Raw genomic sequence first — 16,433 nt, forward strand, 5'->3', positions numbered from 1 at the left:
CGTCACCATCGCCTGACCGCAACGCCGGCGGACCGGCAACTCAGAGGGCCTTGAGTTCCTCGATGACCGCGCCGACCGACTTCTTCGCGTCGCCAAACAACATCGACGTCTGCGGCGCGAAGAACAATGGGTTCTCGACCCCCGCGAAACCGCTGTTCATCGACCGCTTGAGCACGATGACCGACCGCGACTGATCGACGTTGAGGATCGGCATGCCGTGGATCGGGCTCGACGGGTCATTACGCGCAGCCGGGTTCGTGACATCGTTCGCGCCGATCACGAGAGTGACGTCGGTGCGGGCGAATTCGCCGTTGATGTCGTCCATCTCCTTGAGAGCGTCGTACGACACCTCGGCTTCGGCGAGCAGGACGTTCATGTGGCCGGGCATGCGGCCCGCGACCGGGTGGATCGCGTAAACGACGGGCACACCCTTCGATTCCAGGAGCGAGGCCATGTCTTTGACGGCGTGCTGCGCTTGGGCAACCGCCATGCCGTAGCCCGGAACGACGATGACCTGATTTGCGTACGCCATCTGGATGGCCGCATCGGCTGCGGAGGTCGCTTTGACCGGGCCATGCTCCGAAATCGCCGAAGCAGTGACCGTCCCACCGAATCCGCCCGCCACGATCGCGAGGATCGAACGGTTCATCGCCTTCGCCATGAGGTTGGTCAGAATCGAACCGGACGCACCGACGATCATGCCGGCCACGATCATCGCCGTGTTGTTGAGCGCCAGTCCGGCGGCCGCGGCGGACAGTCCGGTCAAGGCGTTGAGCAGCGAGATGACGACGGGCATGTCCGCGCCGCCGATCGGCAGCACGACCATGAGCCCCAAGGCCGCCGCGAAGCACAGGATCGCGAGCATGAGGTACGACGATCCGCCGTCGCTGATTCCGATGCAGATCGCGAGGGCCACGGACGCGATCAGCAGGGCGATGTTCAGCGGCTGCTGCAATCGGCCGATTCCGATCGGCCGACCAGGAATCGACTCCTGCAGCTTTCCGAAGGCGATGAGCGATCCCCAGAACGACACCGATCCGACAATCGCACCGAACAGCGAGCCGGCGACGACGTAGACCGGCTCCCCGCGGAAGCCATGCGAACCGTTGAATTCAGCCCATGCGATGAGCGCGACGGTGCCACCGCCGACACCGTTGAAAAGCGCCACGAGCTGCGGCATCGCCGTCATCTTCGTGTACTTGGCGGGCGGAATTCCGAGCAGTACACCGACCGCGATTCCCGCTGCGATGAGGAACCAGTTGCCGGTGTCGCGGATCGACACAAGGGTCGCCACGACGGCGATCGCCATGCCGGCGGCCGCGATCTTGTTGCCACGCACTGCGGTCTTCGGCCCGGTCAGGCCCATGAGCCCGTAGATGAACAGCGCAAACGCCACGATGTACGCGAGGTTGATCGCGTTGTCGATCGTCATCACTTGCGGTCCTTCGACTTGAACATCCCGAGCATCCGGTCCGTCACGACGAAGCCGCCGATGACGTTCAGGGTTCCGAACACGACGGCGACGAACAGCACGAGTTGAACCAGGATCGACGGGTGCTGCACCTTGCCCAGCACCACCAGCGCACCCAACACGACGATTCCGTGAATCGCGTTGGTGCCCGACATCAGCGGCGTGTGCAGGGTGTTCGGCACCTTGGAGATGACGGCGAATCCGACGAAACCGGACAGCACCAGGATCGCGAGGTTGGCAAGAAGCGTCTTATCCATGAAGTCCCCCGGTGATGCACGAAGCGGCAACGATGTCGTCGTTGAAATCGGGCGCGATCTCGCCGTCCTTCAGAATGAGCTCGAGGAACGACAAGATGTTCTTGGAGTACAGGTCGCTGGCGTGCTCCGGCATCGACGCCGGCAGGTTCAGCGGCGCAGCGATCGTGACGCCGAACTTGTCGATAGTCTGACCTGGCACCGACCATTCACAGTTGCCGCCGGTCTCCCCCGCGAGGTCGATGATGACGCTGCCGGGACGCATGTAGCGGACGGCGTTCTTCGTCACCAGCACGGGCGCGGGTCTCCCGGGGACGAGAGCCGTCGTGATGACGATGTCGGAGGCTTTGACCGCGGCTTCGAGTGCAGCCTGCTGCTGGGCCTTCTCCTCGTCGGTCAGAGCACGGGCATAGCCGCCGTCACCTGCAGCGGAGATTCCGACGTCGAGCCACTGGGCTCCGACTGACCGAACCTGCTCCGCGACCTCGGGCCGCACGTCGTAGCCCGTGGTTCGTCCGCCGAGTCGCTTGGCGGTGGCCAGTGCCTGCAATCCCGCGACACCGACACCCAGCACGAGAACTGATGCTGGCTTCACGGTTCCGGCAGCTGTGGTGAGCATCGGGAAGAACCGGGTCGACTCCCACGCGGCGAGAACGACAGCCTTGTATCCGGCGACATTCGCCTGCGACGACAGCGCATCCATGGTCTGGGCGCGCGATGTGCGGGGCAGCGCCTCCAGCGCGAACGCCTGCACCCCGCGGGCCTTCAGAACGTCGATGATCTCCGGGTTGCCCCTCGGATTCAGCATGCCGACGATGGTCTGCCCGGGCCTGAAGCGCCTGATCTCGTCCGGCGACGGCGGCGCGATCGTGAGAACGACGTCTGCTCGCCAGGGGTCGCCGATCGTGGCTCCGACGTGCGTGTATTCGTCGTCGGCGAAGCGCGCTCCCGCCCCCGCTGCAGTCTCGACAATGACATCTGCGCGCCCGGTCAAGGCCTCGACGGCCTTGGGGACAAGTGCTACCCGCATTTCACCTGGAGTCGTCTCGCGAACGACTCCGATGGTCGGGCGGGGTGAAGCCTGGTTGGTCACGCGTACGTCTCCTGCGCTTCTCGGGCCTCTCGTGCCCGGTCTTTCGAGGCTGAGACTACGTGAGGGTCAGTGGCTCCAAAACGCCCGACCCCCGCGCGTCTCCCCTAGTCTGAGGCCGTGGACGGATGCATCTTCTGCAAGATCGTTACCGGTGAAGCACCCGCGATCGTGGTCTACGAGGACGACCTGGTTCTCGCCTTCCTCGACATTCGACCGATCGTCGCCGGCCACACTCTGGTTATCCCGAAGACGCACTCGGCAACCCTGGATCACCTCGATCCCGACCTCGCCGCCGATGTGTTCCGCGTCGGGCATCTGCTCGCCCGGGCGCTGCGCCGTTCCGAACTCGGTTCAGACGGTGCGAACCTCCTCATCAACGACGGTCGCGCGGCTTTCCAGACCGTGCACCATACGCATTTGCACGTCGTCCCCCGCAAGCATCGCGACATCGTGCAATTCGGCATCGGGTTCGTGACCCGACGGCCGCGGGGCCGCGAGCAGGTGGCCGCGCACATTCGCGAAGGCATTCAACGACTCAACGCAGAGGACGCGCAGTGACTCTCCCGCATGACGAAATTCAAGAAGCTCTCATCGAGCAGTGGAATGCCCTCGCCACGCTTCTCGACTCGCTGAGTGACGAACAGTGGAGTCAGCCGTCGAACCTGCCCGGTTGGACCGTGCAGGACATTGCGAGCCACGTCATCGGAACCGAGTCCTTCCTTCTCGGTGAGACGCCACCGGAAAGCCCGTCCGAACGTGGCGAGCACATCAGGAACCCGGTCGGCGAATTCAACGAGCGCTGGGTCTCCGCACTCCGCACGCGGTCGCCGCAGGAGATGCGCACGATTTTCCGGGACGTCATCACGCGCCGGGAAGCCGCGTTGCGCGGCATGACCGCGGACCAGTGGCAGGCCGAGACCCCATCACCGGTTGGACAGACGACCTACGCGCGGTTCATGCGTGTTCGCGTCTTCGACTGCTGGATGCACGAAATCGACATCCGGGACGCGCTGACTCTGCCCGGTCCCTCGACCGGGCACCGTGCACAGGTCGCGTTCAGGGAAATACCGGGCAGCCTCGGGTTCGCGATCGGCAAGCGCGGTAAGGCCCCCGAAGGTTCGCGCATCGCCATTCACCTCACCGGCGGTCTCGAGCAGACGATCAACGTCGAGGTCGCGGGTCGTGCGGCGGTGGTCGAATCGCTGTCCGGGCCCGCGACGACATCGCTGACGTTGGACTCCTTGCTCTTCGTGCGACTGTGCGGCGGTCGCGTCGACCCGGCTGCGCAGCTCGATGCGGTCCAGATCGACGGAGATGTCGAAGTCGGCCGACGGATCGCCGAGAATCTGGCCTTCACGATCTGATGCGCCTGTTCCTGTCGTCGTATCGGTTCGGGGCTCATCAGGATCGATTCCTCGAGCTCGTCGGCGGCGGTCGACGAGCGCTCGTGGTGGCGAACGCGTGCGATTCCTGGCCGGCGTCGGCACGAGCGTCGGCGGTCACCAGCGATGTGGTTCCGCTGCAGAAGCTCGGATTTCAGGTCGAGGAACTGGACCTTCGTCAGTTCGTCGGCGCGACGAATGCACTGCGGAAGCGACTCGAAACCACCGACGTGCTGTGGGTGCGTGGCGGCAACACCTTCGTCCTGCGGGCTCAATTCGGGCGCTGTGGTGCGGATGTCGTCGTGCCGGAACTACTGAGGACGGACTCGTTCGTCTACGCGGGCTACAGCGCCGGCGCGTGCCTCATGACTCCGACTCTGCACGGATTAGAGATCGAAGACCCGGTCGACGAGGTGCTACCGACGTGCGGGATTGATCCGATCTGGACGGGGCTCGGACTCGTCGATCATGCGATCGTGCCGCATTGGGACTCCCCCGAGCTCGGTCAGACGGGTTCGAAAGTGGTTTCTGAACTGCAGCGACTCGGCGTTCCCCACCAGACCCTGCGCGACGACCAAGCCATCATCGTCGACGACGGCAGCGCAGAGGTGTTCTGACGGGCGCTACGGCCCACACTCTGGTGCCCGGTAGATCTGACACAGGTGGTTGACCAACAGGTCGACCGAAATCGGGATCTCCAAATCATTTCGCTTGGATGTGGATTCCAAGATGACGACGAGGTAGCCGCTCGATTCATAGGTCTGAATCGAGCGAAAATCGGCAGCTTGAATGACCGGCGTCCGATTTGCCATTACCAGTCGCCCAGTCGCAACGTCGAACAATTCGAAGGTGCCGTCCTTCGCGTAGATCACGAGGAGCGAGCCTTGATCGGCTAGCGCTATTCCCGAAACGTCTTGCAGCTGGGTCGTCAACGTTGCCTCGCTGTGCCACTGCATTCCTGCGGTACCGAACACCCGCACCAAATGGTCCCCCGCTGGCAGCCCGGCCGCGCGATCCCCAGATACAGCGACTGCGACGTTTGAGCCTCCTATGGCGTCCGGGAGTGGCCGAGAAGTCACGTCGTCCCCAGGTCCGGCGCGGCCCCAGGTGGTGACCATCAACGCCGAACCATCAGATGAGTCGGGCTCCCGCCTCCACATGATGCGCCCGAAGTCATGCCCAATTCCGTACTCGAGGATCTGCGCGCCTCGAGTCGGTCCGATCGGACGCCCGGTACGGCAGTCGACCCCATTCGACTCGGAAACCGCAATTGCCGTTTCGGCAGCCCTACGTGAACTCTCAAAGCCCGGGGACGGCACGTACTTCACGTCCCCAAGTGCGCACTCGGCTGCCGCCGGCGTCGTCTTTCCCGTCTGGTCGAGGAAGTACCCACGGGTTTCTCCGGTCACGTCCCGCAGAACTTCGCTGCCCGCTGGATGTACGGCGCGGATGTCGCCAAGCTTTCCGCGGCCCCAGTTCGCGATCTTCCCATCGCGGTCGATCGATTCGGTGCGTTCGTAGTCAGCGACAATGCGACGTTCGCCGAGTGCGGTGACGTATTCCTGGTTTCCGTACATTCGCGTGGTCCAAGGGCGGCTTGCCCCCGGACTTGTCGATAACACCTCGATCGGCAGATCGCTCTGAAGGACTGCAACGAGCGACTCATCGACGCTGATGTCGACCGCATCAGCGCCCGAACCTCCGCGTATGACGACTCGTTTCCCGACGTCCGAAAATGCGATCGCCCCGTCCGCATTCACGACACCACAATCGGTACCCGCAGCCAGAAAGCCATTCACGTCGGTCGAACCGTCGAACGTCACGAGCGAACGTTTCTCGGGAAAAGTCCAGTTTCGGAGGAATACTGCCCGCCACTCGCCGCACGGACCGATGACCGCGTCATCGTCGGGATTGGTCGGAACGTGCCGCCAACCGGACTGCAGGGTTCTCCAGGAGTCTTGGGCAAGACCACCGACCAGCGTTTGATTGGCAACCACACCGGGCGGCCACACGATCGTCGCCATGTTGCGCCAAACCACGACGAACGAGCCATCAGACATCGGCTGGATTCGTGTGCGGTTATATGGACCCACAAATGCGTCCGTCGCGGCTTGTGCAAAGCCGGGGGTACCCACGATCCGGACCTCACCTGCGGAGTTCACCTCACCGATTGCCCCGGTGAACCCACTTGCGTCGATCTGCGGAACACTGTCGACCGCGGCGGAGTCAGCCGCGACCTCGCTCACGGCATAGCGCCCAAGGCCCGGCACACCGAAAACCCACGTTTGACTGTCTCTTCGGACAAACCACCTCTTCTGCCAGTCCACCGCAAAGGCCGAATCCGTTGGTTGCGAATAGACCCGCTCCGTTCCGCTCGGTGTGATCAGCCAGATTCCGCCAGGGCCCGCGAGCACTGTGACATCCGTACCTGGCCGGGCTGCCAAACTCGTTGCCCCGGCGATCCTGGTGATGTCGCCGTGGCTATCCAGGACGTACGCGGTATCCGTGCCGCCGGCGAACGCGACGGCGCCGTTGGTGGAGGCTGCGACCCGACACGATGTCGTTCGTCCTTGAAGTTCATGCACGTCGGATGTGTTGAAGGTGATCACTACGGGCGTTGAGTCAGAGCGACACGCGACGGCCTGCGTCGGCGAAATCGGCACGATATCGCCGATCACGCCGCCGGAAATTCGAAATGAGTATTCCCTTTTCCCGGACTCGACTCCCCAGACTGCGAGGAAGGAGTCTTTCTGCGATGCCGACGAACCCCACGCGAGCAAATGCCGATGATCCGGTGAAAACTTCACGTTCCTGGCGGAATACCCCGCCTCGTCTCTCGGAAAGTCGAACGCATGGATGAGGGTCGATGCGGCATCGGAAACAGCGAGGAGTGCAGCCCGGACACTTGCACTCGACGACAGATCCGCAGCCTCCAGAACCTTTCGAATGGCGAGCGAACTCGATCCTTGGGTAGCGAGAAGCGCCTGCGCCGCGTTCGCATCGGCCCGAGCCTGCGTTGCCTCGGAGTTGGCACGTCGCCAGTTCACGACGGCGGCGCCGCCCGAGGCGACCGCTACGACGAGAAGGATGGCAAGCGCCATCGCCACCAGACGGGTCCGCCGTCGTCGACGCTGCTGGAAGTCCGCCTCCGCGAGCAGCAAATCCTCGGGCTTGGCACCCGCGATCGGCGCATAGAGTCCAACGAGAGCCGTCTCATCGGACCCGGCGAGAGAAACCTTGAGCTCCAACCACTTCTGCTCGGCCGGAAAAAGCCCCGACAGAGATGTCGGCAGTCCTTCCGGAAACGCGAAGTTCTGATCGACTTCGTTCCATTCCAAATTGACGCGCGGATCGTGGCGAACGAGAAAGAAGCGACTCAGGTCGCCGCCGTGTCCAAGCCAGTATTCGATTTCTTTGTCCACCCACGGCGACTCCTTGGTACCGGTCGCGAGGAGGACGATCAGTGAACGCGAACTCTCGAGTGCGGACTTGATCTCCGCCTCGAGTTCTCCGGCGATCAGCGATTGAATGTCGAGGAACAGCGCAATCCGCCTGTCGGTACCGTGGCGCTTCGACAAAGAAACAAGTGCCCGCTGCAACTGCTTCGCCGCTTTGGCGGAGGTCGTGGTTCGGTAGGAAATGAACGCGTCATATCGGTACTGCCGGTCGCCAGCACCGTTCAACATTCGAGTCCTCCGGCGGTCGCGGTCACAATGTGGCCCGACTGCGCAATGACGCGGCTACCGTTCTTCGAATACTGGATCACCGGAGGCATGCTCTTGACCCCAGTGCCTTGCCCGAGCCGGTCATCGCAGGTTGGACCGATGAGGTCGAACGGATCAGCCCCACTGACTTTGCGATCAGAGAAGTGCTGTGACGCTACGTCGTAGTCACGCTCCCAGATGGCGGGGTCGTGGTCACAGCCTTTCGGGACGGACGCGTGGAGTTCGCCACGAGCAATCACGGTGTCCCCACGCCAGCGCAGTTGGTTGAGGTAGAACCACGACTTCTTGGCGGCCGTGTCGGCTGGCGGCAGGTCAGGTTTGGTGTTGAGTTCTCGCATTGCCGCGAGATCGAAAACCCGCAGCCATGCGTGCGAATAGCACGCATGGCTGCGGACCCGTAGGCCGCGAGCGCGACGTACTGCCTGTTCGGGGACACAGTCTGTAGCGTGGTTCGCCCGTCAACGACAACATGATCGAGCAGTGCGCCCGCACGAGAGTATTTAGCTATGACGTCAGGCCCACCGCGCGCGGTACCGTTGCTCGCGACGTAGGCCACCACAACGTCGTCTTCCGAGATTCGAATGACCTTCGGAGCCGACAGATCCTCATTTGGAAGGCCATTGGACGGTCCGGCGAAGCGCTGCATCGATGTGGAGGCGATCTCGCGAAGTTGATCGTCGAACTCAACTATGTCGAATCCAAGTGCTGCGCCTCCGTTCGCCCGGGTCGCGAACAGGTGCTCTCCATACGCTCCGACAGATGAGCAGAACGCGCAGTCGGTGGCCTTTTGTTCACCTTCCGCTGTAACCAGCGCTAGAGTCTCATTCCCGATCAACGCCATCTTGCCTGGGGAGACTTCCGCCCAACCGATGTGGTTCCACCCAACGTGGACGTAGTCATTTCCCTGAAAAGACGGAAGCCGGGTCGTCTTCTCGGCGGTGGCCACCAACCAACCGGTCTGGTCGATGACGACCCCGAAGCCTGGCTTCGGGGGTGGCCCTCCATGCGAACACGCGGTAAGCGCGACAGCGACGGCGACTACCAACACACGCACCCGAGCAGCGGATCGCCACAGCTGTCGGGATTCCGTCCTCGCCCATCCCACACGATTATGAAAGAGCCGGGATCGATTGACTTTCGGGAAATCGTTGAATCCGGCCCAAGAGGGCAATCGGGCTTGGACTCACAGGAAGTACGGTAATCGCGTGAGCCTCAGCGATCTGATTGCCCAGTTGCCCGACGGGTCTGTGATCACCGACCCATCGATCATGGAGGGGTACCGCCAAGACTGGGCGAAGATCCCCGGTGCCGGAGTTCCGCTAGCAGTCGTCCGGCCACTGACGACCGAGCACGTCCAGGCGGCCGTCCGCTGGGCCGCCGCGACGAACACCCCCATCGTGCCGCGCGGCGCCGGTACCGGCGTCTCCGGCGGTGCCACTGCGGTCAACGGCGGGATCGTGATCTCGACCGAGCGCATGCGCGAGATCACCGTCGACCCGATCACACGCACCGCGGTCGCACAGCCGGGCCTGCTCAACGCAGAGGTCAAGAAGGCGGTGGCCGCGCACGGACTCTGGTACCCGCCGGACCCGTCGTCGTTCGAAATCTGCAGCATCGGCGGCAACGTGGCCACGAACGCGGGCGGGCTGTGCTGCGTGAAGTACGGCGTCACCACGGACTACATCCTCGGTCTCGTCGTCGTCCTCGCCGACGGGCGCGCGGTCCGTCTCGGCGGTCCCCACCTCAAGGACTCGGCGGGACTGTCGTTGACGAAGCTTTTCGTCGGCAGCGAGGGAACGCTCGGCATCGTCACGGAGATCACCGTCCGACTGATCCCTGCACAGCTTGTGCAGGCCACGGTCGTCGCGACGTTCGGCAGCCTCGCCGACGCCTGCCAGGCCGTCCTCGACATCACCATGAAGATGCGGCCGTCGATGCTCGAGTTCATGGACAAGGCGACGATCAACGCGGTCGAGGACGACATGCGGATGGATCTCGACCGAACCGCCGAGGCGATGCTCGTCGCTCGCTCCGACGCTCCCGGCGATTACGCCGCGGTCGAAGCCGAGACGATGGCCGAGATCTTCCGGAACCGGAATGCCACGGAAGTCTTCGTCACCGACGACCCGGACGAGGGTGAAGCGTTCACGGCGGCACGCCGGTCCGCGTTCCACGCGATGGGCAAGAAGGGCTACGTCCTGTTCGAAGATGTCGGAGTTGCGATCCCGAAACTCGGAGATCTCGTGGTCGGCGTGGAGAAGATCGGACTCGACCACAACGTCCGGGTCGCCACGGTGGCCCACGCCGGCGACGGCAACACGCACCCGATGATCGTGTTCGACGAGACCAATGCGGCTGAGGTCGAGCGCGCGCACCTCGCGTTCGGCGCGATCATGGATCTCGCGATCGGACTCGGGGGCACGATCACCGGCGAGCACGGTGTCGGCCGCTTGAAGAAGGCGTGGTTGCCGAACCAGCTCGGCGAAGACGTCATGGACTTAACCCGACGCATCAAGAACGCGCTCGATCCGCAAGGGATTTTGAACCCGGGCTCGGTGGTTTAGCGACGTGCCCGACTTGATCGCGCCCGACGCCGCTCTGCACAGCGCGTGGCTGGAAGCGCACATTGAGTGGGGCCCCGGTGCGCACGAAGACGGATTCGGACTGCAACCATCGGACCACGTCTGCTCGGAGTCGGGTTTCGCCGCCTGGGTGGATCGTCTGAGGAGCGCATCTGTTCTGGATTCGACAGGAGCTCTCCGGTCCGCGTGCACCTATCGATGGATAGTCGAGTCCGGTCAGGTACTTGGCGGCATCGCTCTTCGACACGAACACAACGACATCGTCGAGTGGGCCGGCCATATCGGCTACGGAATTCGACCGTCTGCGCGCGGTCGCGGGCTCGCCACCTGGGCCCTGGGCCAGATGCTCGAAGCGGCACGACAAAGTCGCATGGACCGTGTACTGGTCGTCTGTGCGGATGACAACGCTGCATCCGCGAAGACGATCGAGCGCAACGGCGGCATCCTCGAAGGCGTCCGAGCTACGCCACTCGGGCCCGCACGGCGCTATTGGGTGAACATCGGAACAGGGCCTAGCTAATGTAGATCGATCAGTCTACTCTGCAATAGACCGATCGATCTATTTAGGGGTTCTCGATGCCGCTCGTCACCACCGAACGCTCCGGCCACGTCCTGACCATCTCGCTCAACCGCGACGAGAAGCTCAACGCGTTCAACTACCCGATGCTGCGCGAACTCGCCGAGGCGTACACCGAGCTCGCCCAGGACAAGACCCTGCGGGTCGGCGTTCTGCGTGCCAACGGACGGTACTTCACCAGCGGGCTCGACCTGGGCGAACTGTTCCCCGAGCTGTACAAAGAGGCAATTGCCAAGGCGATTCCCTTCTTTGAACCGGTCAAGGGCCTCGTCCCCAAGGGCGGTGTCGACCCGTTCGGGATCACGACCGACCCGTGCCCGAAGCCCATCGTCTCGGCCGTCGAGGGTCGGGTCTTCACCCTCGGTATCGAACTCCTGCTTGCCGCCAGCATCAACGTCGCGAGCACGTCCGCATCGTTTACGCAGTACGAAGTGAGCCGCGGGCTCTTTCCGTTTGGCGGCGGAACCGTGCGCTGGCCGCTCGCGGTCGGCACCCACAACGCCAATCGCTGGACCCTGACCGGCGAGGAATTCGGCGCCGAAGAGGCCTACCGCATCGGCCTCATCCAGGAGCTTGTCGAGGTGGGGAAAGCCGACGAGAAGGCCCACGAGTTGGCGAACACGATCGCCCGCCAGGCTCCTCTGGGCGTTCAGACCGTCTTGCGGAACGGACGGATCGCACAGAACAAGGGCGCTTCCACAGCACTCGCCAAGACCCGCAGTGAGTTCGTGAAGATCCTGATGAGCAAGGACATTCGGCGCGGGTTCGCCGCGTTCAAGAAACGCGAAGAAGCCGTCTTCGAGGGCGACTAAAGGAACACTTATGACCACTCCACGACCGAACATTGCCTGGCGTGCGGTTAAACCCGCGGTGATGCGCCTCCTGCCCAAGCTCTCTGGGTCGGCGATTCGTGCAACAAATCGCCCGTTCACGCAGACGTCGATCCTGAAGCCGCATGTCGGCGGGCACCGATACGGGTGGACTCACTACGGCGTGATGATTCCCGACCTTCCGGAACCTCACCGGTACTTCAGCACGATGATCATCGCGGGCTTGCCTGGAGCGACCGCGTTCGACAACGACAACGGAGTCACCACGAGCCCGCGCGACACCGTCACCGTTTCGGTGTCCACGGCCGCGCCAGGTGCGGCGTTCTATCGCGCATATTCGATGACCGAGCAATGCGATCTTCGTGCCGACGGGTCCGTGTTGGACTTCGGCAAGGACGTCGTCATCAGCGGTACGTACCCGAACTTCGAGGTGTCGGTTCGTGCGGAGAACTTCGCAGCCGAGCTTCACTTGCGCGGAACCGGACAAGTCGCGTGGTTTGCGCGGATGCCGATCTATGACCACCTCAGCTTGTGCGTCGAATACGACGGGTGGATCTCTGTCGGAAACGACCGCACCGAGGTCAGCGGCGTCGGAACCTTCGAGTACGCCGCGTGCGTGGGAATGCATGGTCTGCTTGACAGGCAGTTGACGGCGTCGAACAAGGCGCCGCTCGACTTCTTCACCTATCAGGTCATCGCCATCGGGGAACGCGCACAACTACTTCTGGCCGACGTGCACGCCATGGGCGAACCTCTCGTGACCGTGGCGTACCACCGGGCCGTGGGCGAACCAACATGGGTCACCCATCGGGATGTGCGTTTCGAGGTCGTCGAATACGCGGCCGAAACGACCGTCGACCCGTACGGGAATCACATGCGGCTACCGGTCCGCTTCAGATGGACGGCCGGCAGCGAACTGACCGTTGACGGAGTCGTCGATTCGCCACCACGATTCGGTGTCGGACTCGGCTACATCCTCGGTTACCGCTGCCAGGGCACGTACCGCGGCACGTCGTTCGAAGCGCGGGGATACATGGAGTACATCGACAAGGAAGCCGCCAACCGTGCGGCACCGGACTTCGTGCACACCCGCACCGCCGAGAGGAACTGATCGTGACCGATCGTTTGGACACTTCCCAGCCCCCGCGCATCGATGGTGTGCGCCGCAGCTTCATCACCGCCCGTGGAGTCCGGTTCCATGTGACCGAGGCGGGGCAAGGCACTCCCGTTCTTGCCCTTCACGGTTGGCCGGCACACCACTACGCATATCGCGACCTGTTGGCAAACCCGCCGGCCGGGCTCCGAATCATCGCTCCCGACTTGCCGGGCTACGGATGGTCGGGACCGGCACCACACAAGTGGGCCAAGCAGGACGTCGCCGATGACCTCATCGCGTTGATGGACGCCCTCGACCTGAATCAGGTGATGCTCCTCGGACACGACTGGGGGGCTTACATCGGTTGGCTCATGGTGTTGGGCGCCGAGCATCGGTTCAGCGGGTTCATACCCCTGGCAATGCCGCACCCGTGGGCGTGGCCGGTGGGACTGCGGCATGCGTGGCGCCTAGCGCACATGGCACCGATGGCAACCGCAGGCTCAGCGTTGATGCGGAACACACCGTTCGTCGAACAGACGTATCGCCTCGCAGCTGACAAACGATCAGCGATCACCGGACCAGACATCGAATGGTTCGCCGATCGCTTCCGCGACCCGGTATGCGCCCAGGCTTCTCAGGACACGTATCGAACCTTCCTCACACGCGAGGTCTATGCCCTGGCCGGACCGCGGGAACGACGCCGGGTTGGCATCCCGGTCCGCACAGTGCTCGGCGCGAACGACCCGGCCCTGCACACGTCGCTGGCCTCGCCGCACACCGCATTGGCGGACGACTACGACCTACGCGTGGTCGAGCGCTGCGGACACTTCGTCCCTGACGAGCGCCCCGACGTCGTCAGAGAGGTTCTGACCGCAATGGCGGCTCCATTGGCGGTGTGACCGCGTCACCCCGAAAGGTGCTGCCGGACGCGCCTTTTCAAGGTCAGCATCGCACCGTCCCGCGGAACCATCATTTCGGTCCGCACCCTTGGGTGCGGTATCGGCGTCGACTGCGGCACGAAGCTACGTTCGGCGAGGAACGTGCGCAGCAGCACTTTCAGCTCAAATGCCGCGAACGGTGCGCCGAGACACTTGTTGACCCCGCCGCCAAACGGCAACAGCGACGTCGAGCTCGGCTGCTCATCGATGAACCGCTGGGGCCGGAACTCGAATGGATCGGCATGAATACGGGGACTTTCGTGCATGCCCAGGATCGGGATCAGCAGGGCTGTCCCCTTTCGAATGGCCACGTCGCCGACCGTCGTGTCGCGCACCGCGCGCCGACCCGTCAGCGGGATCGCCGGACGCATTCGCATGGCTTCGTTGATGACCGCGTCGAGGAATCGATCCTCGCCACGGTCGACACTGGCTTCGAGCTCTTCGACGACGTCCGGGTGTCGAGAAAGAAACACCCCGACCCACGACAGAGTGGCTGCCGTCGTCTCGTAGCCGGCGAACATGAGCCGGCGAGCGCTGGCCGCGAGCGCTTCGTCGTCTCGGGCCGACCAGGAACCGTTGGGTTCGGCCAGGTATCGACCTACCATGTCGCCGTCATCGATCGTCCCGTTTCGCCGGCGGTCGGCGATCTCGGCAAGGACGATCTGATCGATGGCTCGTTCGGCCGATGACAGCTGCGGATGTCGCGGTATCCGACCTCCGGTGACCAGGCCCAGCGCCGCAAGACTCTCGAAAACGACACCGTTGAGCACGCCGAAATAGTTCGCCAGCGCACGGTCCAACTGCTCAAGCCGTCGTTGGTCGGTCACCCCGAAAACGACCGCTGACATCACATCGGACGCCAATCGGTGGCTGAGGGCGAAGAACGAAATCGTTGTACCCGTGGGCCATTGGCCGATACGTCGATGGACGATGTCAACCATCTTCTGCTCATACGACTTCAACGCGCGGCCGTTGAACGGCGGAGAGATCAACCGCCGTTCCTGCGCATGGCGCGCATGGTCGAAGAAGATGTACGAATCGCCGAACAGCACGTCATGTGGCGAGAAGCGCCGCAGAAATTCACCCCAGGACCACGCCTTGTCCTCATCACGGAACACCTGGCGGAGATCCTCCGGGACTCTGGTGACCACGATGTCGGGGAATCCCGGGAAGCTGTAGCGGAAGCGGTCGCCGAATTTCTCGAAGACCTGCTGGGTGTGACCAGGCCTGACCAGCGCATTGACGCTGCTCAATCCCCTGGCCAACGTGACGCGTGGCAGCGAGTTCCTCGACTCCGAGGGCATAACCGCTCCTAACTGGTCCAACCACTGCTGGTTAGACCAGTTATACACCTCACACTCGCGGTCGCGCGCTAACTGAGCAGTCCTCTTCCGATCGCGCCCGCAGCAATCGCCCACAAAACGCTCGCGAAGGTTCCGATGATGAACTGCTCGGACGCCTTCGGATCGCGCAGTTCGGGATAGCGGGCGAGACCCTTGACCGCCATGACGATCGCGATCCCTTCCGGCCAGTGCGCCAGAATCGCCACCGAAATCGCAACGCGTTCGAGCAGTCCGATCACGAGGCCACCTTGCAGCGGTTGCGGCAGATCGGAACCATCCGCGGGCGTACCCCGCCGCCTCGCGAGATGAAACGCAAACGGCGCAATCTTGATGCCACCGACCGCCGCTGCCAACACCGATAGAACCGCCGCGAACGCGAACCCCACGCCGTGCACCTTGTGCGTGAACGCTGCGGCGATCGCCGCCGACGACAACAACACCGAAGCGAACGAAGCAGTGAGCCACGCGGGCATGCGCCACGACAAGAGCGGAACCACGACGGCGACACTTCCCAGCAGGAGCATCGTCACTACCGTCATGAGTCCGCCTCTCCGAGCAGCCGTGCCGCCAGGTCCCGGGCCTTCGTCTCGACTCCCCAGCCGGCGACCGAAAGCCGCTGCGATACAGCTTGTTTACTGATTCCGAGACGATCCGCGACGACCGCCTGCGTCGACCCTAGCCGCATGAGCTCGACGGCGGCACGCCCCTCATCGGTGCGTCGGGAGACGACAAAGGCGATCAGCGCGAGCACCGTTTCGGCGTCCTCCGCGGTCGAATTCCGGCCCTCAATGGCAACCCCGCCCGCCGCAGACTTCGCCCTCGTCACGGCGGCGCGGGCAGCTTCAAAGGCCGCGCCTCTACCGGCCCGCGTCACGGCCGGCAGTGGTTCATCGACCGGGCCGACACCGATCCCAACACTCCAATGACCGTCTTCGATAAGCGTGGTCGCAACCTCGACCACAACTTCGGGAGCAGCGACGACGCCCTGGATCTCGTCCCCGGCAGTGCGCTCGAACGGACGGAGCGCCGCACAGTCCGCCAGCAGTTCGAGCACCGCGTCGACGCGATCGACATCGCGACGACTTCGTCGTTGATCGATCGTCATAACGAACATCACTAAAGGCTACAAACTTGACCTTTAT

At 63.5% G+C, this 16,433-nt stretch carries 16 protein-coding genes; 8 read left to right on the forward strand and 8 right to left on the reverse strand.

The features are described 5' to 3' along the window. Positions 1-40 precede the first annotated feature (40 nt). The 3 genes from F600_RS0105870 to F600_RS0105880 are packed head-to-tail and all read right to left on the reverse strand — an operon-like array spanning position 41 to position 2,818. A complete protein-coding gene (locus tag F600_RS0105870) occupies positions 41-1,432 on the reverse strand; it encodes an NAD(P)(+) transhydrogenase (Re/Si-specific) subunit beta (protein WP_018159660.1) in 1,392 nt (463 codons plus the stop codon). Further along, a complete protein-coding gene (locus tag F600_RS0105875; protein WP_018159661.1) occupies positions 1,432-1,728 on the reverse strand; it encodes an NAD(P) transhydrogenase subunit alpha part 2 in 297 nt (98 codons plus the stop codon). Before F600_RS0105875 ends, F600_RS0105870 begins: the two co-directional genes overlap by 1 nt. Continuing rightward, a complete protein-coding gene (locus tag F600_RS0105880; RefSeq protein ID WP_026306216.1) occupies positions 1,721-2,818 on the reverse strand; it encodes an NAD(P) transhydrogenase subunit alpha in 1,098 nt (365 codons plus the stop codon). The genes F600_RS0105875 and F600_RS0105880 overlap by 8 nt, the downstream gene beginning before the upstream one ends. Before the next feature lie 117 nt (positions 2,819-2,935). Here F600_RS0105880 and F600_RS0105885 point away from each other — a divergent pair, with 117 nt between their 5' ends. Genes F600_RS0105885 through F600_RS0105895 form a run of 3 tightly spaced genes read left to right on the forward strand, consistent with a single transcriptional unit; the run spans position 2,936 to position 4,817 of the window. Further along, the gene (locus F600_RS0105885; RefSeq protein ID WP_018159663.1) at positions 2,936-3,376 is read left to right on the forward strand and encodes an HIT family protein; all 441 of its coding nucleotides are present in this window, start codon (positions 2,936-2,938) and stop codon (positions 3,374-3,376) included. Then, a complete protein-coding gene (locus F600_RS0105890; protein WP_018159664.1) occupies positions 3,373-4,182 on the forward strand; it encodes a maleylpyruvate isomerase family mycothiol-dependent enzyme in 810 nt (269 codons plus the stop codon). The genes F600_RS0105885 and F600_RS0105890 overlap by 4 nt, the downstream gene beginning before the upstream one ends. Further along, a complete protein-coding gene (locus F600_RS0105895; protein WP_018159665.1) occupies positions 4,182-4,817 on the forward strand; it encodes a Type 1 glutamine amidotransferase-like domain-containing protein in 636 nt (211 codons plus the stop codon). The genes F600_RS0105890 and F600_RS0105895 overlap by 1 nt, the downstream gene beginning before the upstream one ends. A 6-nt stretch (positions 4,818-4,823) precedes the next feature. Here F600_RS0105895 and F600_RS0105900 read toward each other — a convergent pair whose 3' ends face one another. Next, positions 4,824-7,886 carry a TIR domain-containing protein gene (locus tag F600_RS0105900; RefSeq protein ID WP_018159666.1) on the reverse strand — a complete coding sequence of 1,021 codons (3,063 nt, stop codon included), beginning with the start codon at positions 7,884-7,886 and terminating at the stop codon, positions 4,824-4,826. Then, positions 7,880-8,263 (reverse strand): hypothetical protein, encoded by a 384-nt coding sequence (locus F600_RS0105905; protein WP_018159667.1) that lies wholly within the window; start codon positions 8,261-8,263, stop codon positions 7,880-7,882. The genes F600_RS0105900 and F600_RS0105905 overlap by 7 nt, the downstream gene beginning before the upstream one ends. 930 nt (positions 8,264-9,193) lie before the next feature. Between F600_RS0105905 and F600_RS0105915 the strand changes: the two genes are divergently transcribed. From F600_RS0105915 to F600_RS0105935, 5 genes are read left to right on the forward strand one after another with little or no spacing between them, the layout of a single operon-like run. Next, positions 9,194-10,489, forward strand: coding sequence for an FAD-binding oxidoreductase (locus F600_RS0105915; RefSeq protein ID WP_081628747.1), 1,296 nt, complete (start codon positions 9,194-9,196; stop codon positions 10,487-10,489). Between the two features lie 4 nt (positions 10,490-10,493). After that, a complete protein-coding gene (locus F600_RS0105920) occupies positions 10,494-11,027 on the forward strand; it encodes a GNAT family N-acetyltransferase (protein ID WP_018159670.1) in 534 nt (177 codons plus the stop codon). Positions 11,028-11,083: 56 nt separating this feature from the next. After that, complete coding sequence (locus tag F600_RS0105925) at positions 11,084-11,896, forward strand: crotonase/enoyl-CoA hydratase family protein (protein WP_018159671.1); 813 nt, start codon at positions 11,084-11,086, stop codon at positions 11,894-11,896. 10 nt (positions 11,897-11,906) lie between these two features. Continuing rightward, positions 11,907-13,025 carry a DUF6670 family protein gene (locus tag F600_RS27110; RefSeq protein WP_156024436.1) on the forward strand — a complete coding sequence of 373 codons (1,119 nt, stop codon included), beginning with the start codon at positions 11,907-11,909 and terminating at the stop codon, positions 13,023-13,025. Positions 13,026-13,027: 2 nt separating this feature from the next. After that, on the forward strand, positions 13,028-13,909 hold the full coding sequence (locus F600_RS0105935) for an alpha/beta fold hydrolase (protein ID WP_245541479.1): 882 nt from the start codon (positions 13,028-13,030) through the stop codon (positions 13,907-13,909). 5 nt (positions 13,910-13,914) lie between these two features. Here F600_RS0105935 and F600_RS0105940 read toward each other — a convergent pair whose 3' ends face one another. The 3 genes from F600_RS0105940 to F600_RS0105950 all read right to left on the reverse strand — a co-directional run bounded on the left by F600_RS0105940 (position 13,915) and on the right by F600_RS0105950 (position 16,405). Beyond that, positions 13,915-15,252, reverse strand: coding sequence for a cytochrome P450 (locus tag F600_RS0105940; RefSeq protein WP_081628731.1), 1,338 nt, complete (start codon positions 15,250-15,252; stop codon positions 13,915-13,917). Positions 15,253-15,320: 68 nt separating this feature from the next. Then, a complete protein-coding gene (locus F600_RS0105945) occupies positions 15,321-15,830 on the reverse strand; it encodes a hypothetical protein (protein ID WP_018159675.1) in 510 nt (169 codons plus the stop codon). Beyond that, the gene (locus F600_RS0105950; RefSeq protein ID WP_026306217.1) at positions 15,827-16,405 is read right to left on the reverse strand and encodes a hypothetical protein; all 579 of its coding nucleotides are present in this window, start codon (positions 16,403-16,405) and stop codon (positions 15,827-15,829) included. The genes F600_RS0105945 and F600_RS0105950 overlap by 4 nt, the downstream gene beginning before the upstream one ends. Positions 16,406-16,433 lie beyond the last annotated feature (28 nt).

The organism is Smaragdicoccus niigatensis DSM 44881 = NBRC 103563 (assembly GCF_000380645.1).
Classification (GTDB): domain Bacteria; phylum Actinomycetota; class Actinomycetes; order Mycobacteriales; family Mycobacteriaceae; genus Smaragdicoccus; species Smaragdicoccus niigatensis.

What these genes read in the sequence shown, in the direction of transcription:
- F600_RS0105870 (WP_018159660.1), bottom strand. Translation starts at nt 1,432, where the DNA reads ATGACGATCGACAACGCGATCAACCTCGCGTACATCGTGGCGTTTGCG.
- F600_RS0105875 (WP_018159661.1), bottom strand. Translation starts at nt 1,728, where the DNA reads ATGGATAAGACGCTTCTTGCCAACCTCGCGATCCTGGTGCTGTCCGGT.
- F600_RS0105895 (WP_018159665.1), top strand. Translation starts at nt 4,182, where the DNA reads ATGCGCCTGTTCCTGTCGTCGTATCGGTTCGGGGCTCATCAGGATCGA.
- F600_RS0105900 (WP_018159666.1), bottom strand. Translation starts at nt 7,886, where the DNA reads ATGTTGAACGGTGCTGGCGACCGGCAGTACCGATATGACGCGTTCATT.
- F600_RS0105905 (WP_018159667.1), bottom strand. Translation starts at nt 8,263, where the DNA reads ATGCGAGAACTCAACACCAAACCTGACCTGCCGCCAGCCGACACGGCC.
- F600_RS0105915 (WP_081628747.1), top strand. Translation starts at nt 9,194, where the DNA reads ATGGAGGGGTACCGCCAAGACTGGGCGAAGATCCCCGGTGCCGGAGTT.
- F600_RS0105925 (WP_018159671.1), top strand. Translation starts at nt 11,084, where the DNA reads ATGCCGCTCGTCACCACCGAACGCTCCGGCCACGTCCTGACCATCTCG.
- F600_RS27110 (WP_156024436.1), top strand. Translation starts at nt 11,907, where the DNA reads ATGACCACTCCACGACCGAACATTGCCTGGCGTGCGGTTAAACCCGCG.
- F600_RS0105940 (WP_081628731.1), bottom strand. Translation starts at nt 15,252, where the DNA reads ATGCCCTCGGAGTCGAGGAACTCGCTGCCACGCGTCACGTTGGCCAGG.
- F600_RS0105945 (WP_018159675.1), bottom strand. Translation starts at nt 15,830, where the DNA reads ATGACGGTAGTGACGATGCTCCTGCTGGGAAGTGTCGCCGTCGTGGTT.
- F600_RS0105950 (WP_026306217.1), bottom strand. Translation starts at nt 16,405, where the DNA reads ATGTTCGTTATGACGATCGATCAACGACGAAGTCGTCGCGATGTCGAT.